This window comes from Roseovarius aestuariivivens, assembly GCF_004761875.1.
GTDB lineage: Bacteria > Pseudomonadota > Alphaproteobacteria > Rhodobacterales > Rhodobacteraceae > Roseovarius > Roseovarius aestuariivivens.
Map to the genome: position 1 here is coordinate 45043 of NZ_SJEY01000010.1, position 21978 is coordinate 67020.

The window sequence follows — 21978 nt, forward strand, 5'->3', positions numbered from 1 at the left end:
GTCGCCGGCCTTAGTCATGCGCCACCCCCAGGTAGGCGTCGATCACCGCCTGGTTGCCGCGCACCTCGTCGGGCGTGCCGTCGCCGATCTTTTTGCCATAATCCATCACGACCACGCGGTCGGAAAGGTCCATGACCACGCCCATGTCATGCTCGATCAGCACGATGGTGGTGCCGAATTCGTCGTTCACGTCGAGGACGAAGCGGCTCATGTCCTCTTTTTCCTCGACATTCATGCCCGCCATTGGCTCGTCCAGAAGCAGGATCGACGGCTCGGCGGCCAGCGCACGCGCCAGTTCCACCCGTTTCTTCAAACCGTAGGGCAGGCGGCCCACGGGGGTTTTGCGGATGTGCTGGATTTCGAGGAAGTCGATGATCTTCTCCACAAAGGCCCGGTTCTCGACCTCTTCGCGCTCGGCCTTGCCTTTCCAGAGCGCCTGCGAGAGAAGCCCCGCCTTCATCTGTCGAATGCGCCCCGTCATCACGTTGTCGAGCACGGTCATGCCCTCGAAGAGCGCGATGTTTTGGAAGGTGCGCGCGATCCCTTGGCGGGCCACCTGGTAGGGCTTCATCGGCGGGCGTTTCGCGCCCTTGTACCAAACCTCGCCCTCCTGCGGATTGTAGAACCCGCTGATGACGTTGAGCATCGAGGATTTGCCGGCGCCGTTGGGGCCGATGATCGCGCGGATCTCGCCTTCGTGCACGTCAAAAGAGATATCTTCGATGGCCGTCACCCCGCCAAAGCGCAGAGTGATATTCTTCATCTCCATCACCACGCCGCCGATCTTGCGGCCATCTTCCGTGGTGTAGCCTTCGGTTGCGTCAAGCATGCCGGATCTCCTCAAGCCATTCGGGACGGAGGGCGGGGCGATCTTGCCCGTCTGCGGGCAAGGAGCGGCGCGTGAACGTCCTCATTCCGCCGCCTCCTGCTGTGGCGCGTCCACCGGCACGACCTCGGCGTCGATGATCTTGAGCGTCGCGGAAATGCTGCCCTTGCGCCCGTCCTCATATGTCACTTCGGTTGTGGTATAAATTTCGTCCGACCCGTCGTAGAGCGCGCCCAAAAGGTCCTCGAATTTCTCGGAGATCACACCGCGTCGCACCTTGCGGGTGCGTGTCATCTCGCCGTCATCGGCATCCAGCTCCTTGTGCAGCACAAGGAACCGATGGACCTGGCAATGGGCCAGCATGGGATCTTCGGCGAGGCTGCGATTCACCTCTTCCACGTGGGACTTGATGGTTTCCAGCACCTTCGGGTGTCCGGCCAATTCCTGATAGGACGCATAGCCGATGTTGTTGCGCTCCGCCCAGTTGCCCACGGCACTCAGATCGATATTGATGAAGGCCGCGCATTGCTTGCGCCCATTGCCGAACACAACGGCCTCGAGAATGTTGGGGTAGAATTTCAGTTTGTTCTCGACATATTTGGGCGCGAACATCTGACCGTCGGCCATTTGGCCCACGTCCTTGGCGCGGTCGATGATGCGCAGATGCCCCGTGGCCTCGTCGATGAACCCGGCGTCGCCCGTGGCGACCCAGCCTTCGGCATCCTTGGTCGAGGCGGTGCTTTCGGCGTTCTTGTAGTATTCTTCGAAAACGCCCGCGCTGCGATAGAAAACCTCTCCGGTGTCCGCGATCCGCAACTCGACCCCGGGCGCGGCCACGCCCACGGTGTCGCTGTGCACCTCGCCATCGGGCTGCAGCGTGATGAAGACCGACGCCTCGGTTTGTCCGTAAAGCTGTTTCAGGTTGATCCCGAGAGACCGATAAAAATCGAAGATTTCCGGCCCGATCGCCTCGCCTGCGGTATAGCCCACCCGCACGCGGGCCAGACCGAGCGTATCCTTCAGCGGACCGTAGACCAAGAGGTTACCCAAGGCGTATTTGAGCCGTGCGCCTAAGCCCACGTTCTTGCCATCCAGAATGGCCGGGCCGACCTTGCGCGCATGGGCCATGAAGTGATCGAAGAGCCACTTCTTGAAACGCCCGGCATCCTCCATCCGGATCATCACGTTCGTGAGCTGCGTTTCGAACACGCGCGGCGGGGCGAAGTAATAGGTGGGCCCGATCTCGCGCAGGTCGGTCTGCATTGTGTCCGCACTTTCCGGGCAGTTCACGCAGAAGCCGCACCAGTAGGCCTGCCCAATCGAAAAGATGAAGTCGCCGACCCACGCCATCGGCAGGTAGGCCAGCACCTCTTCGTTCTTGGTCAGATGGTCGAATTCGGCCGAGGATTTGGATGCCTCGATGATGTTGCGATTGGACAGCACCACGCCCTTGGGCTTGCCTGTGGTGCCCGAGGTGTAAAGCATCACGCAGGTCGAGTTGTAATCGAGCTTGGCGCGGCGCGCCGCGAGATCCTCGGCGAATTCCTCGCGCGCGGCGCGGCCCTGTTCCTGCACGTGGCTGTATTGATGCAGCTTGTGGTGGTCGTATTTCCGCAGACCGCGCGGATCGATGTAGATCATGTGCTCAAGCTGATGCAGCTGATCCTGCACCTCGATGATCTTGTCCACCTGCTCCTGGTCTTCGACGATGGCGAAGCGCGCGCCGCAATGGTCGAGCACATAGGCCATCTCTTCGGCGGCGCTGTCCTGATAGACCGGAACGGGGATTGCGCCCACGCACTGCGTGGCCACCATGGCCCAGTAGAAATAGGGCCGGTTGCGTCCTGCGATGGCGATGAAATCGCCTTCGTCGACACCGAGATTCAGCAATCCGAGCGCGAGCGCCTCTATTTCCGCGGCGGTTTCGGCCCAGCTCCAGCTTTGCCAAATGCCGAATTCCTTTTCGCGATATGCGGGCCGCGCCCCCATCCGCTCGACATTTCGCTGCAACAGCGCAGGAATGGACGAAAGCCCATCCGCCGCGCTCGACGATTGTGCCAATGTGTTTCCTCCCATTGTTCGCGCCGCGAACAGCCCGCCCGTTCCCTGCAGGCGAATCTTGTGCCCCTTAGTAGGACGAGGCGGACCGGGGAGGTCAACGGTTTCCTTGCCATTTTTAGATGTCGCACCCCGCGAAGCCCGGGGACTGACGGGCCGGGCCGCGCGGTGACAGCGGTGTGTCGGTCAAAGCCCGTGCTGTGCCTCGGACCGGGCGACTTCCCAGGCGAGGATCGCCCGCTTGACGGGCAGGCCCCAGTGGTATCCGCCCAAGCCCCCCGATTTGCGCAGGGCCCGGTGGCAGGGAATTAGAAAACTGATCGGGTTGCGCCCAACCGCCGTGCCCACGGCGCGCACCGCGCGCGGGCTTCCGATCGCGCCGGCGATCTCGGAATAGGAGGTCACCTGACCCGACGGGATCTGCAAGAGGGCCTCCCAGACCTTGATCTGGAATGGCGCGCCGATCAGGTAAAGCGGCACCGGGGTATCGGCCGACGCGTCCGCCCCGAAGGCTGCCATTACCCACGGTCGCAGGCGCGCGGGATCCTCGACAAGCGTCGCCTCGGGCCAGCGCCCGGACAGGTCCTGCATGGTCGCCGCCTCGCCCGCCTCGCTGGCGAAGCCGATGGCGCAGATCCCTTTGTCTGTGCCCATCACGAGCGCCGGGCCAAAGGGGCTGTCGAACCAGCCCCAGTAGATCGTCAGCCCCGCCCCGCGCCGCGCGAAGGCGCCGGGGCTCATCGCCTCCCATCGCAGGAAGAGATCGTGCAGGCGGCCGGTGCCGGACAGGCCCAGTTCCTGCGCCGTGTCGAGCGTGGTGAACCGGTCGGCCAAAAGGTTCTTGGCCTGGCCCAGGGCGAGGTACTGCTGATAGCGTTTGGGGCTGACGCCGACCCACTGGGTGAAGAGCCGCTGGAAATGGGCGGGGCTCATACTCATCTGCGCGGCCAGGTCCGACAGGGTCGCGCCCGGTCCGGCCTCGTCCAGCACGTCGATCGCGCGGCGCATCACGTGAAAATGGTAGCTCTGTTCGCTGGCCTCGCCCATGGATGGCCTCCCTTTCGTGGACAAAAGGAAATCTAGGCCAGCCGCGCCGCGCCCGCGACCCGAATGTTGCGCATCCGCACACAGGCGCTTCGGCCTTGCCCCGCCTGAGGTCCTGCGGCAAAAGGGCGGCCATGGCGCGACAGCTCGATTACCATACGATCCGCGAGATTTTCAGCCGCTTCCGCGAGGCTTCTGCCACGCCGGAGGGCGAATTGCACCACGTCAACGCCTTCACACTAGTGGTTGCCGTCGCGCTGTCGGCGCAGGCCACGGATGCGGGCGTGAACCGCGCGACGAAAGAGCTCTTCGAGATTGCCGACACGCCGGAAAAGATGCTGGCGCTCGGCGAAGAGGGGCTAATCGCGCATATCAAGAGCATTGGCCTTTACCGCAACAAGGCCAAGAACGTGATCAAGCTGAGCCGCCTCCTGGTCGAGGAGTATGGCGGCGAGGTGCCCAATAGCCGCGCCGCGCTGCAGTCGCTGCCCGGCGTGGGCCGAAAGACCGCCAACGTGGTGCTGAACATGTGGTGGCGCCATCCCGCACAGGCCGTGGACACGCATATTTTCCGTGTCGGCAACCGCACCGGCATCGCGCCGGGCAAGGATGTGGACGCGGTCGAACGCGCGATCGAGGATCATGTGCCGGCGGATTTTCAGCTTCATGCGCATCACTGGCTCATCCTGCACGGACGCTATCACTGCAAGGCGCGCAAGCCGGCCTGCCCCACCTGCATTATCCGCGATCTCTGCCAATACGAGGACAAGACCCAATGACTAAATACCAGGTTGTCGGCATCGGCAATGCCGTCGTCGACGTGATCAGCCGGTGCGACGACGCCTTTCTGTCGCGGATGGGGATTGAAAAAGGGGTGATGCAGCTCGTCGAGCAGGACCGCGCCGAATACCTTTACGAGAACATGGAGAGCCGTGTGCACAAGGCGGGCGGCTCTGTCGCCAACAGCCTTGCCGGTCTGGGCGCGCTCGGGCTTTCGGCGGCGTTTATCGGGCGCGTCCATGACGACGGTCCGGGCCGCGACTATATTCGCGATATGGAGCAGGCCGGTTGTGCCGTGATCAACTCGCCCGCCGCGGCGGGCGATCTGCCTACCTCCCGCTCGATGATCTTCGTGTCGCCCGATGGCGAGCGGTCCATGAACACATATCTCGGCATATCCACCGAACTCGGCCCCGAGGACGTGGACGACGCGGTTGCGGGTCAGGCGGAGATTTTGTTCCTCGAAGGATATCTTTTCGACAAGGACAAGGGAAAGGCGGCGTTCGAGGCAGCCGCACAGGCTTGCCGGGCCGGTGGCGGCAAGGCGGGCATTACCTTGTCGGATCCGTTCTGCGTCGATCGCCATCGCGCGGATTTCCGGCGGCTGGTCAAGGGGCTGGATTACGTGATCGGCAACGAACACGAATGGATGTCGCTCTACGAGACAGATGATCTTGGCGCGGCGCTGGAACAGGCGGCGGCCGAAAGCGGCCTCATCGTGTGCACCCGCTCGGGCGAGGGCGTGGTGATCGTGGAGAACGACGAGATCACCACCGTGCCGGTGACGCGGGTTGCGCCGCTCGACACCACCGGGGCGGGCGATCAGTTCGCGGCGGGCTTTCTCTTCGGGCTGGCCACCGGAGCACCGCTTGACGTGGCGGGGCGCATGGGCTGCATCGCGGCCGCGGAGGTGATCGGTCATTACGGCGCCCGGCCCGAGGCGGATGTCAAAGCGCGTTTCGAAGCCGAAGGTCTGATCTGAAATGACCGCTGCCTGCGCCCATGGCGGGCTTCGCGATGTGAGTATTTACCCCAGGTAGAAGCCGCATCCGGCTCTGGGCCTGTATCGGCAAAGGTCCAACCGAGGCCCGGTTCGGACGCGATTCTTACACTTCTTCCCGGAGAAACTACTCAATATTGCAGGTGGACCGCAGATGCGCTGCCTTGGTCGCGGGGCCGAGCCCGCCACGTGCGCGCCCACCCGAGCCGGCGCGACAGCGACGGCGAGATGACCGGCGCGCGCGGCACGCGCGCTCTGCTGGGTTTACGTCATTCGCCCAGTTTGGCGTGCACCTCGTCGAGGTCGATCTCCCCGATCGGCATCTTGTTGGACGGGTCGTCGAAATCGTATTTGAAAAGCTCGAAATCGCGGTGGTAGATTTCCTTGACGAGATGCATCGACAGGTCGTCGAAATACGCTTCGACAGGGTGCGCGCGTTTGGGGCCGTGCCCTTCGCTTTCGTTGAACCGCGGGATGGTGCCGAGATCCACGGCATGCGGTGTCTGGATCGCGTCGAGCACGTCCTTCATTCCGTCGTTGAAACTCTCGGTCCAGAAGATCTTGTCATAGGTGCCACCGTTCACGATGAAAGTCGACACGTGGCCCGACATCGAAGACCAGTGAATGTCCGGTTCCATGGGGCGTTTCCAGCGGATCGTGTCGCGCGCGAACAGCAGGAAACGGCGGAAGCTTTTGATCTGGTCGAACTCCTGCTTGCCGTCCTCGCCGCCCACTTCGATCCCGTATTTCTGGATCAAGAGCGGCACCAGCTTGCCGCGGTAGCGTTTGCCGTTGCGCTGAATGCCGCAGATCTTGTCGAAGAAGCTCGACAGGATGCGCGTGTAGGGATTGCGCACGCAGGTGAACGCAAATGACGTATGGGTTTTCACATTGGCATTGATCAGCGGCTGGCTCGCTTCGCGGGCCCATTTGTGCAGCCCTTCCGAAGCATCATGGATATCCCCGTCGAAAAATTCGCCGTGATCGGAAAAGTACATGATCTGCCCGATGGTCGAGCAGGCGCATTTCGGCACCACGCGATAGACCACGCTTTCGCTTTCCGTCATCCACGTTCCGGGAAAGCCCATCTTTCTGCCTCCACGCCCGCTGCCTTGCTTCTGTCGGGCTGTTTTGTTGTTACCGCTTTAAAAAAGCGAAAGAAAGCCTGTTTATTCAAGGTGTATTCACGACTAAGACTGTAAACAATAACGAGTATGGGACATAAATCTTTTCCATAATGGCAAAAATCGCCTTCATCCTTTTGTGCCACAAAGACCCCGATGCCATCATCGGGCAGGCGCGCATGCTGACCGCCGTGGGCGATTGCATGTCGATCCATTTCGATGCGCGCGCCAAGCCCGAGCACTACCGCAAGATCCGTGAGGCTCTGGCGGATAACCCGAACGTGACTTTCGCGCGCAAAAGGATCAAATGCGGGTGGGGGGAGTGGTCGTTGGTGCAAGCGACGCTTTATGCCATCGAGGCGGCGGTCGACGCGTTTCCGCGCGCCACGCATTTCTACATGCTTTCTGGGGATTGCGCGGCGATCAAGTCGGCCCGTTTCGCGCATGAATTCCTCGACCGGCACGATGTCGACTACATCGAAAGCTTCGACTACTTCGCTAGTGACTGGATCAAGACCGGCATGAAGGAAGAGCGGCTGATCTACCGCCATTTCTTCAACGAGCGGCAACGCAAGTGGCTGTTCTACACTTCTTTCCAAATCCAGAAGCGTTTGCATCTGACCCGTCAGATTCCCGCCGACCTGCAAATCCAGATCGGCAGCCAGTGGTGGTGCCTGCGCCGCAGGACCATCGAGTGGATCCTCGATTTCACCCGCCGACGGCGCGATGTCATGCGGTTCTTCCGCACCACATGGATCCCGGATGAGACCTTTTTTCAGACGCTCGTGCGCCATCTCGTGCCCGAAAGTGAGATCCGCACGCGCACGCTGACCTTCCTGATGTTCACCGATTACGGCATGCCGGTCACTTTCTACAATGACCACTATGACCTGCTGCTGAGCCAGGACGCGCTTTTCGCGCGCAAGATCAGCCCGGAGGCAACGGAACTCAAGACGCGGCTCGGGGCGCTTTACGCGGACAACACGGCGCGGTTCAATATCTCGGACGAGGGCCGGAGCCTTTTCAAGTTCCTGAGCGGACGCGGCCGGATCGGACGACGTTTCGCGCTGCGCTTCTGGGAAACCGAAAGCTCTCTGGGCCGAGAGCGCGAGCTGATGATCGTGATTTGCAAGAAATGGCACGTCGCCAAGCGGCTGATCCAGCGCATCCGGCAGGTCACCAACGTGCCCGCCATCGAGTATCTCTTCAACGAGGAGAATACGGAGTTGCCGGATCTCGGCGGAATTCAGGCCAGCCTTGAGAAACGCACCCGCCATCGCCGGGCGCTGATGCGGATGCTGTTCGACTATTTCGAGAGCGACCGGCTTATCATCTGCATGGATCCCGGAAGCATCGATCTGTTGCACGATTTCTGCGGTGACCGTGCGGTCACCCGCCTTCTGGAAATTCAGTGCGAATTCACCGACGAGTATCTTGTCGGGCACGCCAAGCGCGTGGGCCTTGCGGGCGATCAGACGCCGAAGGAAACGCTCGAGCGGCTGCTGCCGACGATCCGGGGGGATATCAATTTCGAATCCGACCGCATTCGCGACGCCGAGTTCGAGAACCACATGATCCTGAAGCAGTCCTCAGGTGTCGAGGAGTCTACCGGGCAGATCGCCCAGTTCCTTGATATCGGGCGCGACAAAGCGATAGAGATTGCCCAGACCGATCATCTTTACGCCGACTGAGGTGGCCCATGCCCTACGCCTATGACGACCAGAATATCTTTGCCAAGATCCTGCGCGGCGAGATCCCGAACGACACCGTAACGGAGACCGAGCATACGCTGGCCTTTCGCGATATCGAGCCGCAGGCACCGGTGCATGTTCTGGTGATCCCCAAAGGCCCTTATGTCTGCCACGATCATTTCGCGGCAGAGGCGAGCGAGGCGGAGATCGTCGATTTCATGCGCGTCACGGCACGGATCTGCGCCAGTGAAGGCGTGTCGCCGAGCGAAGGCGGGCAGGGGTTTCGCGTAATCGGCAATGCCGGCGAGGACGCGGTGCAGGAAGTGCCGCATTATCATTTGCATATTCTGGGTGGCCGTCCCCTGGGCCGGATGCTGCAAAAGGGTTGAGCGCAATGCCGCCGCGATCGGCGGAGCGTTGCGCGGGCAGAACCGGTATTCGGACGGGTGCATCTTGCTCCGGCCGGCGGCTTGCCCCATATGCGAGGCCATGACCCAGTCCGCCGATGCCCCCAGCCAATTACGCACCCGCGTCCTGACGTTCGTCGAGCGGGCAAGCTTTCGCAATTTCATCCTCGCGGTAATCCTGTTCAATGCTGTGATCCTGGGGCTTGAGACATCGGATGTCGCCATGGCGGCCGCCGGACCCCTGATCGAGATGCTGGACAAGATCTGTCTCGCGATCTTTGTCGTCGAAATCGTGCTCAAGCTTTTCGCGCGGGGCACGGCCTTCTTCCGCAACGGCTGGAACGTCTTCGACTTCGTGATCGTGGGCATTTCCCTCATTCCGGCGGGGCAGGGCGTGACCGTGCTGCGCGCGCTGCGCATCCTGCGTCTTTTGCGTGTGCTTTCGGTTACGCCGTCGCTGCGCCGGGTGGTCGAAGGCCTGATGAACGCGCTGCCTGGCATGGGCTCTGTCTTCGTGCTGATGGGCATTATCTTCTACATCGGCTCGGTCATGGCGACGAAGCTTTTCGGCGCGAGCTTTCCCGAGTGGTTCGGCACGATCGGGCGGTCGGCCTATTCGCTCTTCCAGATCATGACGCTGGAATCCTGGTCGATGGGCATCGTGCGCCCGGTGATGGAGGTCTATACCTATGCGTGGCTGTTCTTCGTGCCCTTCATCCTCGTCACGACCTTCGCCGTGGTGAACCTTGTCGTGGGTCTGATCGTGAACTCGATGCAGGACGCGCACCACGCCGAGGCCGATGAGCTGACCGGCACGTATCGCGACGAGGTATTGAGCCGTCTGACCGAGATCGAAAAGGCGCTGAAGCAGCAGGGCGGCAGAGACCGCTAGGCCCGTCTTTTCCTTGCCTGCGCCGCAGATTTGCCGCCGGGAACCGCGAAAATGATGCAATGGACCCGTTCTTGCGGCTATCGCTCTACCTTTGGGCGTCGATGCGCTCTTTGCCGCCGATCTCTCCCGGTCGGCTTCTAATGCCCGCGCTGTTCGTTGCAAGCTGGACGACCTTACGCGGACTGGAGAATGAGGCGGCGCGCGCCTTTGTGTGGTCGGCGGTGCTTGCGCAGGTGGCGCATCTTTATGCCGGCATGCCGGTGTCGGTGTTCCGGCAAAGGCAGGTTTTCGGGCGCGCGGGCAGGGCCATGAGGATCGCCGTCGTGGTCTTTCTTGCAATGTTTGCCGTGCAGATCTGGTTCGCCGATCCGGTGGTCACGCAGCGGCTTCTCACGGCTGTCTGCACCATCTACCTGTGCAGCCTGCTTCTGGGTCATCACGGGGATCGCCAGTTATGGATCGGTTCGTTCCGGTCGGTGATCGGTGGGATATTCCGGTGGAATTTCGCCGGCATCTGCTTCGGCTCTATGCGTTGACGGCCTTCCTGGTGATCGTTGTGAACGAAAGCCTGCTGGCGGCGGATGCGCCGCTTGGCATGCGCGTGGCCATATTGTCGGTCCTGACGGTGGCGCTGCATTACCGCTTTGAGATCATGCTGCGCCTCACCTCTCCGTCGCTTGAGGACGGGCACGGCAGATCGTCCTACCGGCTGCGCGTCAGCTCCAGAAATACATCCTGCAAATCGGCCTGTTCGGTCCGCACGTCCCGGATGTGGATGCCGGCGTCGCGTACCGCCGCAAGCACGGTTTCCGCCGGCATTTGGGAAGAATTGTAGGTCAGGGCCAGCGTGCCGTCGGGCCGGGTCTGAACCTCGATACCGTCCGCTTCGGGCAGGCGCTTGGGTGTGTCGTTGGGCTCGATCACCATGGTCTTGCCGTCCAGTCGTCCAAGCAGATTGGCCGTGGTGTCGCGCGCCACGAGACTGCCCCGATTGATGATGGCGATCTCGTCGCACATTTCTTCGGCCTCTTCGAGGTAGTGCGTGGTGAGAATGATCGTCATCCCCTCGTCGTTGAGGCGGCGGACATTTTCCCAAAGCATTTGGCGCAGTTCGATATCGACGCCCGCGGTCGGTTCGTCCAGCACCAGAACATGCGGATGATGCACCAGCGCCTTGGCCAGAAGGAGCCGCCGGCGCATCCCTCCAGACAGCGTGCGGGCATAGGCGTCGGCCTTGTCCTCGAGCCCGACCAGCCGCAGGATTTCGTCGCTGCGGCGTTTGGATTTCGGCACGCCATAAAGCCCTGCCTGCACCTCGAGCGCGGCGCGCGGCGCGAAAAACGGATCGAGGTTCAGCTCCTGCGGCATGACGCCGATGGCCGCGCGGCTTTGGCGCGGGTTCACATCCTGATCGAAACCCCAGATGGTCACCTGTCCGGCGCTTTTGACCACAAGCCCGGCAAGAATGTTGATCAGCGTGGATTTGCCCGCGCCGTTGGGCCCCAGCAGCCCGAAGACCGAGCCTGCGGGAATGTCGAGATCGATGCCGGTCAATGCGGGTTTCGCGGGCTCGCCCTTGCGCCCGGCATAGGTCTTTTCCAGACCGCGGATTTCGATGGCGTTCTCGCTCATGGCCCCTCTTGCTCCTGACTGTTCCTCCGATATAGTCCCAGCGATGGATTTGCCAGCAGAGGATCGGCCGCAGATGGTGACACAAGCCCCCGAAACCCGCATCGTCGACACCTGGCGCGTGGCCTGCGACGGCGGGGAGGGCGCGCTCGGCCATCCCCGGGTGTGGCTCTCGATCCCGCGCGAGACGGGATTTGTCGAATGTCCCTATTGCGACGCCAAGCTTGTCCACAAGGATTTCGAAGGCAAGGTTTGAAGCCGTCAGGCAAAAGGTGCGCCTGCGGTGCGCATTTTGTCTCGGCGTCGCAGTCGCGCCGCCTCAGGAGCCGCGTCAGTCGACTGCGCGGATGAGCTTGCGGTCGAGCACGCGCAGCACGGTTTTAAGGTCGTGGCCGCGCTTGAGGACGCGCCCGTCCATGCCGATCACGGCATATTCGCCCTGTCGCGTCCGCAGTTTTGGGCGTTTTTCGATCCGGTACATCGGGTGTTCCGCGGTGCGGCGGAAGACCGAGAAAATCGCCACGTCGCTCAACGAAGAGATACCGTAATCCCGCCATTCGCCCGCCGCGACCATGCGCCCGTAGAGCGACAGGATCACCGCGAGCTCGGTGCGGTGGAACGCCACCTGGCCTGCGTCCTGCGCGCCCGGGAAGGGAGTGGGGGGCTGGAAGGTCATGACCCAAGACTTGCCGCTCTGACGCCGCAAATCAAGACAATTCAGCCGCGCCCGATATAGGGCATACGCGTGGCCATCACCGTCATGAACTGCACATTTGCATTGAGCGGCAGGTTGGCCATGTGCAGAACCGAGCGCGCCGCGTCGGAGACGTCCATCGTGGGCATGCCGGGATTGGCCTGTTTCAGGCCTGCTACAAGCTCACTTTCGGCGTTGCCGATATCGATCTGGCCGCAGGCGATATCGAGATCGCGCCCGTCGAGCGAAAGCGAGCGAGTCATGCCGGTGATCGCGTGTTTCGACGTGGTGTAGCAGATCGAGTTTTCGCGCGGCACGTGGGCCGAGATCGAGCCGTTGTTGATGATCCGGCCGCCCCGCGGGTCCTGCGCGCGCATCTGTGCAAAGGCCAGCCGCGCGGTGATGAACATGCCGCGTAGGTTCACGGCCATAACCGCGTCGAACTCCTCGACCGTGACGGCGTCGGGCGCTTTGGCCGGGCCGAAGGTGCCGGCATTGTTGAAGAGCAGGTCAAGCCGGCCTGTGCGGGCGATGAAATCCTGAAAGACGGCCTCCATCGCCTGCGGATCGGTGACATCCGCGGGCAGCGCGGTGGCGTGGGCGTGGCCCGCGGCAATTTCGCCCAGCCGGTCGGCGCGTCGTGCGACGAGGCCCACCTGCCATCCGGCGTCCAGCAACACCTCTGCCGTGGCGCGCCCGATGCCCGAGCTGGCGCCTGTCACGATCGCGGTTTTCATGTCTCTGACTCCAACTCTAAGGGCACCGCCGCGGCTTTCAGGTCATCTATGCGCAATGGGCCGGTCGGTTTCGACAGGCGATTGCGCACAACCCAGTGCAGGCGTTCCTCGGCGCGGGTGATGGCCACGTAGGCGAGGCGCTTCCAGAGCGGCTGCCCGGCTTCTGTGCGGCCCATGCGGGAGGCGGCATAGATATCCGGTGCGAAGACCTGCACGTCGCGCCATTGCGAGCCTTGCGCCTTGTGGATCGTGACCGCCGCGCCGTGCAGGAACGTGGCGCCCATGCGGGCGGCGTAGGGGATGAAGGGCTCTTCCTCGTCGGGTTTCTCGATCTTGACGATGCTGGCCGCGCTGACCCTTGGGTCCTCGGCGCCGATGACGTGCAGCCGCGAGAATCCGGGTTTCCGCCCCGGTCCCAGATAAATCACCTGCGCGCCCTTGATGAGGCCGCGCGCCTCGAGGTCGAGGCGTTTCTTCCTGTGTTTCAACGGCAATTCAAGCCCGTCGCAAATCAGCGGCTCGCCTTCCAGAAGCTCTGTTTCCGGCGCGGCGTGCACCGCGCGGAAGGCCGTGATGAGGCGGATGCGGGTGGCGTTGCGCCAGACGAGAACGGGGCTGCGGGCCATGAGGTCGACCTTGACGCGTTCGGCCCATTGCACGCGTTCGTCGCGTTTGGCGGCGTCTTCCACCATGTGTTCGAAGGCGTGGAAATCGACCTCTGGGTCGGCCAGGGCGTGTGCCAGATCGAGGATCGGATTGTCGGCGTCCTGCCGGTGCACGCGGTTCAGCGTCAGTTTGGACGGGGCGGGCAGGGCGTCGAAGACCATGGAGCCGGACTGGTTCACAGGCGCAAGCTGGGCAGGGTCGCCGAAGAGCAGGAGGGTGGGGAAGATTTCCTTGAGATCCTCGAACTGGCGGTCGTCGAGCATGGAGGCCTCGTCAATGAAGCCGATGTCCAATGGCTCTTCGCGGCGCTTCCAGCCGGTGATGAAATCCGAGCCCCTGAGGCCCGCCGCGGCGAGGGCGCCGGGGATGGATTTATGCATTCTGTAGAAGGCTTTAGCGCGATTGAGGGCGTCTTCGGTAAGGCCTTCGATCTCGGGCTTTTCGCCTTGTCCGGCGAGCCATTCGGCGATTCTTTCGTATTCGGGATCGTAGACGGGCGTATAGAGGATGCGGTGAATGGTGGTGGCGGGCACGCCGCGCATGCGCAGGACGCTGGCGGCCTTGTTGGTGGGCGCGAGGATGGCGAGCGTGCGGCGGTCGCGGCGCCGGCGGCCTTCCCAGTCGCCCGAGACGATTTCGACACCCGCCTCTTCCAGCGCCTCGTAAAGGCTTGCCAGCAAAAGGGTTTTCCCCGACCCGGCCTTGCCCACGACGGCCATGACGCCGGATTTGCCTTCGCGCGGGGGCGTCAGGATGGCGTTGTCGAGATCGACGCCCACGCCGCGCAGGGCCTCGGCGATGCGGTCATGCGCCTCGGCCTGATCTGGGGAATATGTGAGCGCGGTCTGAGCCATGGCGGGACACTAGCGCCGGGCCAGAGGAGGGGCCAGAGCGGTTCGTCCGGAAATTATAGCGGGGTGCAACGGACGGCGCGTTTACCATGATCGGAGAGGACGAAAGCGGGCTGTGACATTGGTACACAAGCTGTACACAGGCCGTACACCGGGGTGATCTGTCTGGTCCGCGCTGGGATACGTTAAGCTTTGCCGTCAGCCAGCCCTATTTTTCGCGTGCGGGGTCTCCGTAGATCGGAGAGCTGGAACGCTCATAAAGTTCGGTGGCCGGCTGCCACACCTCGTTTCCTGATCGGAACCGCCGGTGTCGGTATCAGAAGTTCCGCCGGCGACGGCAGAAGCCGAGGATACCAAGACAGCTTGCGAGCAGGACCAGGGGCGCCGGTGCGGGCACGGTGCTGAGGCCTGCCGCCGAGAATTCGCCGAAGAATTCATTGTCTACAGTCCCGGTCAGATCGGTGAACACCACCCGGTCGAATCCACCGGGTTCTAAGATGCCGAGGAATGTCGGGGTATCGTCAAAGGGGAAGAAGGTCACATTCGTGATTTTGACGCCCTGTCTGAACAGAGAGATGTCGAAGCTTGTATCGAAACACGGCGCATTGCACGTCGGTCCGGAAAAGGGACTGGCAGGACCGGACACGGTCGGTTCGAAGGCCTTGAAGCTGAAGGCGGCGACACTCGAGCCGAAGTCGATCGCGAAATTCTCGGGCCCCGAAATGGCGAGGTCGTTGCCGGAAATGGCAGGGGCGAAATCGGGGCCGAACGTTCCCTCAAAGCCGGACGTGCCACTGAAGAGATCGGTTGCGCTGCCAAAGCTCGAGAAGGTCAACCCGCCGGTGGAGAAGGTGGACCCAACGTTGCCGAGATTGGGCAAAGGGACCGCCACCGCGCCTGTCGCGCTGAAATAGGTTGCTTCATCGAAATAAAACGTCGTCGCACTTGCTGCGCTCGTCAGGCTCGCGCTCAATAGCGCGGCTGCGGCCAATGTCTTGAACATGTTAATCCCCCTTTATTTATATGAATTACCCCATAATACTGCGAAATCCTCGGAAACGCGAAGGTATTTCTCATCGAGCGCATCTCTGGTTCGTTTGAACGCTTCGACGGACACGAGGGCCGCGCAAAGAATATTGCAGGCCCACGATCAGCCCTACATGAGCGATGCAGTTTGGAGCCTGGTGCATGAGCCGAAGGGATCTCGGCCTCAGAACTCCCCGGTTTCGCCTTGCCAGCCAGAAAACGCGATGAAGGAGCCGCCGGCGTCTGTCAGCCGAGGTGATCGACCACCTGCAGATGCTGGGCGAGATCGCCCACCTTGTCGAGAAAGCGTTCGACAAGGGCGGGATCGCTTGGGGCGGGGCTGACGCCGGGGGGGATTTCCCCCGCCAGAACGGCCTCGACCGCCATGGAGACGGGAATCGACACGAGGCGCGCCATCGCGGTGCCGTGCTCGTCGCCCCAGGCGTCCATCACGAAGGTCTTGTGCCAGACCACGTCCTCGCCCCGCTCGGCCTTGAGCGAGACGCACAGAACGACGCGGTCGGGCTCGCCCTTGTCATAGGCGTTCTGGCGCCAGAACGCGTCGGACATCTCGCGCATCCGGGCCTCGCCGGCGTCGCCTTCCAGAGTTTCAATCTCGGCGAAGACATCCGACCAGGCCCTTGACCAGCCGTCGAGCCGCAGCGTGCCGCGCACGAATTCCTTCACGCGCCAGCTCGGCTCGAACCCGTAATCGTCGAGGAAGGGCACGGAATCGCGGTTGGGGTAGACCTCGAAGGTTTCCGGGTCCGGCAGGGGGGCGGTGTAGGATGAGAGCGCATCCCAGGGCCGCGCGACGTTGAGTTCCTTGAAGTCGCGGATCGAGCGGGAGGGCGAGCGGAGCGCTTTGAGCACGCCAAGCGGCGACCAGCTGAATTTATAGCGGAAGGGGTTGGGGTGCTTGGGGATGCCGCCGCAATAGCTGAGGAAACTGAGGTCGTTTTCCGGGTTGAAAGCGTCCGAGGCGCGGTATTCGGCCACGAGATGGTGGGCCATCAGGTGGTCTATGCCCGGATCGAGACCGATCTCGTTGACGCAGGACACCCCGCGCAGGAGCGCCTTGGCGTGCAGGTCGCGCATCTCGGGCGAGATGTAGGAGGACGACACGAAATGCGCGCCCTTGTTGATGCACATCTCGGCCAGCGGCACGTGCCAGTCGCCGGGCAGCATGGACACGACCACGTCGCCTTCGGTCACCTCGGCGCTGAGCGTGTCGAAATCGAAGGCGCGCACGCGGTTGGTCAGATCGCCCACCGCCTTTTGCGCGGTTTCCAGCGTGCGGTTCCAGACGGTGACGTCCTGCCCCGCCGAGATCAGGCGGCGCAGGCCCGGCAGCGCCGACAGCCCCGTGCCGCACCAATGGATCGTCATGCCGTGTCCTCCCCCCAAGCATGCGCGCGGAAGATCTCCGCAGCGCGGGCCCAGACGCCCGCGTCCAGATTGTCCAAGCTTTGCAAAGAGGGCAAGAGTTGGTGTGCATAGTCCTGCGAGGATTCCAGCGGCAGAAGCGAGGGCAGGTTGTCGATCGCCATCACGTCGAGCGGCGGGGCGTGATGCACGCGGGTGGCGGGCGCGTCCCAGGTGGTGGCGGCGTCGTAGACCGGCACCGGGTTGTAATCGCTGTCCGGATCGCAGGCGACGTCGCCGATCACGGTCAGGCGGCGCGGCTGCGACAGCGCGGCGCGCGGCACGAAAACCGGCGTGCCGGTGCGCGCAAAGATGCAGTTGAGAAAAAGATCGTGGTCGAGGATTTCAGGGAAAGGCCCGCCATGGGCGGTCTCCGCGAGATCCCAGCGGGTCGTCGCCACCCCCATCGCGGTGCAGAGATCGGCCGCGCCCGTGCCGACGCGGCCGAGCGCGCCGATGACGATGGCGGTCGGGCGAGGCGCGCCGGTGGCGTCGAGCGTGGCCGCGAGATCGGCCAGAAGCGCCTCTTGGTCGGCATAGGCGGAGACCGGCGGGCAGATCCGCCCGCGCTGTTGCGCGGCCCAGGCCAGGAGTGACACCGCCGCGCCCGCATAGCCCGCCCAGTAGCCGAAGGCGGCCACGCGGCGGCCGGTCTCGTCGGTGAGGTATTCCAGATCGTAGAGCGTGCCGCCCCCGGCGCGGAAGCGCGCCAGAAGGCGCTGGCCGGCATGCTGACCCTTGAAGGCATGGCCGAACATGATGTGGCGATGCACGAGCGGGGTGCCGTCGTCGGGCAGTTCCTTGAGCCCGAAGACAAGCGCGTCGCGCGGCGCCGATGGCCAGCTATGCGCCGCGACGATCTCGCAGCCCGCCTCGGCGTAGGCGCGGGTGGGAATCACGCGGTCGCGGCTGTCCTCGACGCTGACCTTCATGCCTTTGGCCAGAAGCGTGGCCGCCCCGTCCGGCGTGAGGCCGGTGCGGTCTTCGTTGTCGCGCTGTTCGGCGCGCAGCCAGAGATGGGTCATGGACGGTGATCTTCGTGATGCGGAACCTGCGCCATGTGGTAGACCCGCCCGCCGCGCGCTGCAAGCGGCGCGGCGTGCGGAGGCCGCGCCCCCGGGCCGCCCGGTTAGACGAAGGTGCGGGCGTGGGCGCGGTCGGGCGCGTCGAGATGCGGCGTGGCGTTGAACCCGCCCAGCATCAGCGTGCCGTGCACATGGTGCAGGCGGTGCATCGAGCTGTTGAGGATCTGCAGCATGATCTTGGCCATGTTCGGCTCGTCAAGCCCGAGCGTATGGCGGATGGCCATGCCGATGACGCCGCCCGAGGTCACGACAAGGCTGCGCCCCGACAGCGCTGTCAACGCGTCGATCGCCGCCGTCACGCGGGCGGCGAACGCGTCATAGGGTTCGGGACAGCCCGAAAGGCGGCCCGTGGCCCAATAGGTGATGACCTGCGGCAGGTGCATCGCGAATTCGGTCGCGTCGCGGGGCGCGGGGATGCCGTGCTCGGTCTGCATCGCGCCGGCGAGGGCGAAATAGCTGAGCTCGTCGAGGCGGGGGTCGATATCGGTGATTTCGAGCCCCATGGCGCGGGCCGTTTCCTGCTGGCGCGTGAGCGTGCCGGTCACCACCCGGTCGAAGCGGTGGCCCGCGCCGCGCAGATGCGCGCCGAGCCAGCCCGCCTGGACATGGCCGAGTTCCGACAGGCGGTCATAGCCGGCCTCGTCGGTGGCGTGGCTCATGGCCTGGCCGTGGCGGACGAGAAGAAGGTCGGACAAGGGGCGGCTCCGTCGGGTTGGGGCGGGATTACGAACGCTTACCTAGCGCCGGTGGGCGGGTGGGGAAAGACCCTTGCGGCAGAGCATTGCCAGGCGGATCGCCCCGGGTTCGCGGCCGCGTTGACGCTTGTCGAGCAAAATGCCGACGAATCGGATACACTCAGGCCGGGCGTGGCAGCGTGGCCCGATCCGGTCGGGCCCGCAACGCGAGGGAGGCCCCAGCATGTTCGAAATTCAAGATCCCCCGGAGGAGACGCGTCTGACCGGGCGCGTGGGCGGCTTGCCGCCCGGCGCGACCTATCTGGGCGTGCGCGAAAGTTGCGTGGGCTGCGGAGATTGCGTGGAGGTCTGCCCGTCCGATCTTTTGCGCCTCGACGCTGACGGGCTGCCGCGTTTCGCCGAGGCGCTGGGCTGTGGCCTGTGCGGTCTTTGCGCGGATGTCTGTGCGCAGGGCGCGATCCCGCTGACGCCGGCTACGCGGCGGGGACTTGACCGCACGATGCGGCTTGAACGCGAGGCGGAGGCCACGCTGCGCGCGCTTTGACGCGCGCGCCCGTCGGCCCGGACCAGTTGGAAGGGAGTGGATCGTGGATGTCGTGACGCTGCTTTATTACGCGGCGATCTGCGCCGGTCTGAGCTTTGCCGCGCCAGCCCTGCCGAGCGCCCGTTCGCGGTTGCTGGTGGGTGCTGCGGTCGGGATTGGCGCCGCGGCGCTGTTGCCCGTTCTGCGGACCGCGATCGGCTGAGGCGCGGGGCGGGTATCCGCGCGGGGGCTGCGGGCGCGCGTGGCGATCTGCGCGGATTGCCGCCGAATTCCCCGTAGAATGCGCTTGGGGATCGGCGGGCTATTGCTTAGATTGCCCGCCAAAGCCCCGGCAGACGGGGCGCAGACTATGAGGCACGAGACCATGACCAAATTCCGCACCCCCGCATTTCTTGTGGCCGGCCTGTCGGCGCTGAGCCTGGCGGCCTGTACGAACCCTGCCCATCTTGACGGCCAGGACCCCAACCAGAAGGCCCGCCAGGGCGCGCTGCTGGGCGGGATCATCGGCGCCGGCGTGGGCGCCGTGGTGAGCGACGACAAGGCCAAGGGCGCGGTGATCGGCGGCGCGCTTGGCGCGGCGGGCGGCGCGGCCTACGGCAACATGCTCGACCGGCAAGAGGCCGAGTTGCGTCAGAATCTCGACAATTCCAATATCGGGATCACCAATACCGGCGATCGCCTGATCGTGACGATGCCGCAGGATATCCTGTTCGCGGTGGACAGCTCGAACGTCAATCCGGGCCTGCGCAGCGATCTTCTGACCGTCGCGCGCAGCCTGCAGAATTATCCCGACAGCTCGGTGCAGGTGGTGGGCCACACCGACAACACCGGCGCGGCCTCCTATAACCAGGCGCTGTCCGAGCGGCGCGCCAACGCGGTTGCGGACGTTCTGATGGACGGCGGCGTGGCCTTTGGCCGGATCCGCACCTACGGGCGCGGCGAGGATCAGCCGGTGGCGTCGAACCTCACGGATGTGGGCCGCGCCCAGAACCGGCGGGTCGAGATCGTGATCCTGCCCAACGCCGCCTGACGCGGTCTTTGGCCCATGAATAAAGCCCCGCGCGGAGGTGATCCGCGCGGGGCCTTGGTTTCTTTAAGATGCGCGGTATCGCGCAGTTTGGTCAGCCGAAGACCCGCGTCAGGGCCGCGTCGGTTGCCGCGACGATCTCGTCGATATCGTCTTTGGTGGCGATCAGCGCGGGCGAGTAGCACAGCGTGTTGTTGAAGCCCGGCACGGACCGGTTGGTCGCGCCGATGATCACGCCCTGCTCCATGCAGTCCTTGACCACGGCCTGCACCATCTTTTCCGGTGCGGGCTCTTTCGTGGTGCGGTCCGAGACCAGTTCGGCCCCGAGGAAAAGCCCCTTGCCGCGCACATGGCCGATGACGGCGTGCCTGTCGGCAAGGCCGTGCAGCTGGTCGAGCATGTAGTTGCCCATCGCGGTGGTGTTTTCCAACAGGCCCTCTTCCTCGATGATCGCCATGTTTTCCAGCGCCGCCGCCGGGCCCGCGGTGCAGCCGCCGAAGGTGGAGATGTCGCGGAAGTAATCGAGCGGATCGTCCATGTTGCCCTTGAACATGTCGAACACCTTTTCGTTCGTCACGCAGCAGGCGATGGCGGCGTAGCCCGAGGCGACGCCCTTGGCCATGGTCACGAAATCGGGCTCGATGCCGTAATGCTGATAGCCGAACCATTCGGTGCCCGTGCGGCCCACGCCGCAGACGACCTCGTCGATATGCAGCAGGATATCGTATTTGCGGCAGATCTCCTGCACGCGGGGCCAGTAGCCTTCGGGCGGGGTGATGACGCCGCCGCCGGCGGTCACCGGCTCCAGGCAGAGCGCGCCGACGGTGTCGGGCCCTTCGGCAAGAATGACCTCCTCGATGGCATTGGCGGCGGCCACACCGTAGGCCTCGCCCTCCAGATCCCACTGGGCGCGGTATTCCAGGCAATGCGGCACCCGCACGAAACCGGGCGCGAAGGGGCCGTACTGAATATTGCGCTGATCCTGGCCGCCCGCCGACATCGCGCCGATGGACGAGCCGTGATAATCGCGGTCGCGGTAGAGGATCTTGTGCTTTTTGCCGCCATAAAGCTTGTGCGCGATCTGGCGGACCATCTTGAAGGCTTTCTCGTTCGCCTCGGTGCCGGAATTGGTGTAGTAGACCCGGCTCATGCCCGGCATTTTCGAGATCAGTTTCTCGGAGAAGAGCGCCCCGGGAATGGACCCGCCGGAGCCCGCGAAATAGGGCAGCTTGATCAGCTGGTCGCGGACCGCGTTGGCGATGCGTTCGCGCCCGTAGCCGACATTCACGGTCCAGACCCCGCCGGACACGCCGTCGAGATGTTTCTTGCCGTTCTGATCCCAGACATGCATGCCCTTGCCCTCGACGATGATCTTGGGCGCGCCGGTCTCGAAGGGTTTGTGGTGAATCAGGTGATGCCAGACATGCGCGCGGTCGGAGTCCACGACTTTGTCGATATCGTTCAGCAGGTTGCCATCCATGAGATGCTCCATCGGGTAAAGCCCGGCGGGCGGGCCGGGGTCCAGCGCAGGTCTCCTGCGCGATCTATGCGCATTATCAGCCTGCTTTTGCGTCATGTCGATAGGGCCAGATCGGGGCTTTAGCTATATCCAGACGCCCGCGCCAGCCGCAGGGCGCGGCCCGAAATCCGGGAAAAAACGGGCGCTTCGGCTGCCTGATAATCCGAAGCGGCTTTTGGCGAAACGCGAAACAACCGGAACCTGCGGCATAAAATCATTGATCGAAGGGCGAAATTCGGCTCGGATGATCGCGCATCC

23 protein-coding genes are annotated in these 21978 nt (G+C 63.7%); 10 read left to right on the forward strand and 13 right to left on the reverse strand.

The window, feature by feature from the left end:
* Positions 1 to 10: 10 nt before the first annotated feature.
* The 3 genes from EZV60_RS15595 to EZV60_RS15605 all read right to left on the reverse strand — a co-directional run bounded on the left by EZV60_RS15595 (position 11) and on the right by EZV60_RS15605 (position 3931).
* Positions 11 to 829: an ABC transporter ATP-binding protein gene (locus EZV60_RS15595; protein WP_135506540.1), complete on the reverse strand. Its 819-nt coding sequence runs from the start codon at positions 827 to 829 to the stop codon at positions 11 to 13.
* An 81-nt stretch (positions 830 to 910) separates the two neighbouring features.
* Positions 911 to 2902 (reverse strand): AMP-binding protein, encoded by a 1992-nt coding sequence (locus tag EZV60_RS15600; protein WP_135506541.1) that lies wholly within the window; start codon positions 2900 to 2902, stop codon positions 911 to 913.
* Positions 2903 to 3070: 168 nt separating this feature from the next.
* Entirely contained in the window at positions 3071 to 3931 is an 861-nt protein-coding gene (locus EZV60_RS15605; RefSeq protein ID WP_135506542.1) for a bifunctional helix-turn-helix domain-containing protein/methylated-DNA--[protein]-cysteine S-methyltransferase, read from the reverse strand.
* Between the two features lie 131 nt (positions 3932 to 4062).
* On the opposite strand from EZV60_RS15605, the gene nth reads away from it, so the two are divergent.
* Both nth and EZV60_RS15615 read left to right on the forward strand, forming a co-directional pair.
* Positions 4063 to 4707: an endonuclease III gene (gene nth, locus EZV60_RS15610; RefSeq protein ID WP_135506543.1), complete on the forward strand. Its 645-nt coding sequence runs from the start codon at positions 4063 to 4065 to the stop codon at positions 4705 to 4707.
* Positions 4704 to 5690 (forward strand): adenosine kinase, encoded by a 987-nt coding sequence (locus EZV60_RS15615; RefSeq protein ID WP_135506544.1) that lies wholly within the window; start codon positions 4704 to 4706, stop codon positions 5688 to 5690. Before nth ends, EZV60_RS15615 begins: the two co-directional genes overlap by 4 nt.
* Before the next feature lie 287 nt (positions 5691 to 5977).
* On the opposite strand, the gene EZV60_RS15620 is transcribed toward EZV60_RS15615, so the two are convergent.
* Complete coding sequence (locus tag EZV60_RS15620) at positions 5978 to 6796, reverse strand: sulfotransferase family protein (RefSeq protein ID WP_135506545.1); 819 nt, start codon at positions 6794 to 6796, stop codon at positions 5978 to 5980.
* 149 nt (positions 6797 to 6945) lie between these two features.
* On the opposite strand from EZV60_RS15620, the gene EZV60_RS15625 reads away from it, so the two are divergent.
* The 4 genes from EZV60_RS15625 to EZV60_RS15640 all read left to right on the forward strand — a co-directional run bounded on the left by EZV60_RS15625 (position 6946) and on the right by EZV60_RS15640 (position 10358).
* Positions 6946 to 8523 carry a DUF5928 domain-containing protein gene (locus tag EZV60_RS15625; protein WP_135506546.1) on the forward strand — a complete coding sequence of 526 codons (1578 nt, stop codon included), beginning with the start codon at positions 6946 to 6948 and terminating at the stop codon, positions 8521 to 8523.
* An 8-nt stretch (positions 8524 to 8531) separates the two neighbouring features.
* Positions 8532 to 8912 (forward strand): HIT domain-containing protein, encoded by a 381-nt coding sequence (locus tag EZV60_RS15630; RefSeq protein WP_135506547.1) that lies wholly within the window; start codon positions 8532 to 8534, stop codon positions 8910 to 8912.
* A gap of 100 nt (positions 8913 to 9012) precedes the next feature.
* Complete coding sequence (locus EZV60_RS15635; protein ID WP_135506548.1) at positions 9013 to 9822, forward strand: ion transporter; 810 nt, start codon at positions 9013 to 9015, stop codon at positions 9820 to 9822.
* A 59-nt stretch (positions 9823 to 9881) separates the two neighbouring features.
* On the forward strand, positions 9882 to 10358 hold the full coding sequence (locus tag EZV60_RS15640) for a hypothetical protein (RefSeq protein ID WP_135506549.1): 477 nt from the start codon (positions 9882 to 9884) through the stop codon (positions 10356 to 10358).
* Between the two features lie 166 nt (positions 10359 to 10524).
* Here EZV60_RS15640 and EZV60_RS15645 read toward each other — a convergent pair whose 3' ends face one another.
* Positions 10525 to 11454, reverse strand: a complete 930-nt coding sequence (locus EZV60_RS15645; protein ID WP_135506550.1) for an ABC transporter ATP-binding protein — start codon at positions 11452 to 11454, stop codon at positions 10525 to 10527.
* A 73-nt stretch (positions 11455 to 11527) separates the two neighbouring features.
* Between EZV60_RS15645 and EZV60_RS15650 the strand changes: the two genes are divergently transcribed.
* Entirely contained in the window at positions 11528 to 11707 is a 180-nt protein-coding gene (locus EZV60_RS15650) for a zinc-finger domain-containing protein (protein WP_135506551.1), read from the forward strand.
* Between the two features lie 75 nt (positions 11708 to 11782).
* Here EZV60_RS15650 and EZV60_RS15655 read toward each other — a convergent pair whose 3' ends face one another.
* The 7 genes from EZV60_RS15655 to EZV60_RS15685 all read right to left on the reverse strand — a co-directional run bounded on the left by EZV60_RS15655 (position 11783) and on the right by EZV60_RS15685 (position 18630).
* Positions 11783 to 12127, reverse strand: a complete 345-nt coding sequence (locus EZV60_RS15655; RefSeq protein ID WP_135506552.1) for a DUF2794 domain-containing protein — start codon at positions 12125 to 12127, stop codon at positions 11783 to 11785.
* A 41-nt stretch (positions 12128 to 12168) separates the two neighbouring features.
* Positions 12169 to 12882 (reverse strand): SDR family oxidoreductase, encoded by a 714-nt coding sequence (locus EZV60_RS15660; RefSeq protein WP_135506553.1) that lies wholly within the window; start codon positions 12880 to 12882, stop codon positions 12169 to 12171.
* Complete coding sequence (locus tag EZV60_RS15665) at positions 12879 to 14402, reverse strand: ATP-dependent DNA helicase (protein WP_135506554.1); 1524 nt, start codon at positions 14400 to 14402, stop codon at positions 12879 to 12881. Before EZV60_RS15665 ends, EZV60_RS15660 begins: the two co-directional genes overlap by 4 nt.
* Positions 14403 to 14715: 313 nt before the next feature.
* Positions 14716 to 15372 carry a hypothetical protein gene (locus EZV60_RS15670; RefSeq protein WP_167853549.1) on the reverse strand — a complete coding sequence of 219 codons (657 nt, stop codon included), beginning with the start codon at positions 15370 to 15372 and terminating at the stop codon, positions 14716 to 14718.
* 299 nt (positions 15373 to 15671) lie between these two features.
* Positions 15672 to 16814 (reverse strand): saccharopine dehydrogenase family protein, encoded by a 1143-nt coding sequence (locus EZV60_RS15675; RefSeq protein WP_135506556.1) that lies wholly within the window; start codon positions 16812 to 16814, stop codon positions 15672 to 15674.
* Positions 16811 to 17875, reverse strand: coding sequence for a saccharopine dehydrogenase (locus EZV60_RS15680; protein ID WP_135506557.1), 1065 nt, complete (start codon positions 17873 to 17875; stop codon positions 16811 to 16813). The genes EZV60_RS15675 and EZV60_RS15680 overlap by 4 nt, the downstream gene beginning before the upstream one ends.
* Positions 17876 to 17979: 104 nt before the next feature.
* Positions 17980 to 18630: a histidine phosphatase family protein gene (locus tag EZV60_RS15685; protein WP_135506558.1), complete on the reverse strand. Its 651-nt coding sequence runs from the start codon at positions 18628 to 18630 to the stop codon at positions 17980 to 17982.
* A 223-nt stretch (positions 18631 to 18853) separates the two neighbouring features.
* Between EZV60_RS15685 and EZV60_RS15690 the strand changes: the two genes are divergently transcribed.
* From EZV60_RS15690 to EZV60_RS15700, 3 genes are all read left to right on the forward strand, one after another.
* A complete protein-coding gene (locus tag EZV60_RS15690; RefSeq protein WP_135506559.1) occupies positions 18854 to 19174 on the forward strand; it encodes a 4Fe-4S dicluster domain-containing protein in 321 nt (106 codons plus the stop codon).
* Between the two features lie 43 nt (positions 19175 to 19217).
* Positions 19218 to 19376 carry a hypothetical protein gene (locus EZV60_RS15695; RefSeq protein WP_167853547.1) on the forward strand — a complete coding sequence of 53 codons (159 nt, stop codon included), beginning with the start codon at positions 19218 to 19220 and terminating at the stop codon, positions 19374 to 19376.
* Between the two features lie 162 nt (positions 19377 to 19538).
* Entirely contained in the window at positions 19539 to 20204 is a 666-nt protein-coding gene (locus EZV60_RS15700; protein WP_135506561.1) for a YiaD family glycine zipper/OmpA-like lipoprotein, read from the forward strand.
* A 91-nt stretch (positions 20205 to 20295) separates the two neighbouring features.
* On the opposite strand, the gene EZV60_RS15705 is transcribed toward EZV60_RS15700, so the two are convergent.
* The gene (locus tag EZV60_RS15705; RefSeq protein ID WP_135506562.1) at positions 20296 to 21681 is read right to left on the reverse strand and encodes an aminotransferase family protein; all 1386 of its coding nucleotides are present in this window, start codon (positions 21679 to 21681) and stop codon (positions 20296 to 20298) included.
* Between the last annotated feature and the right edge of the window lie 297 nt (positions 21682 to 21978).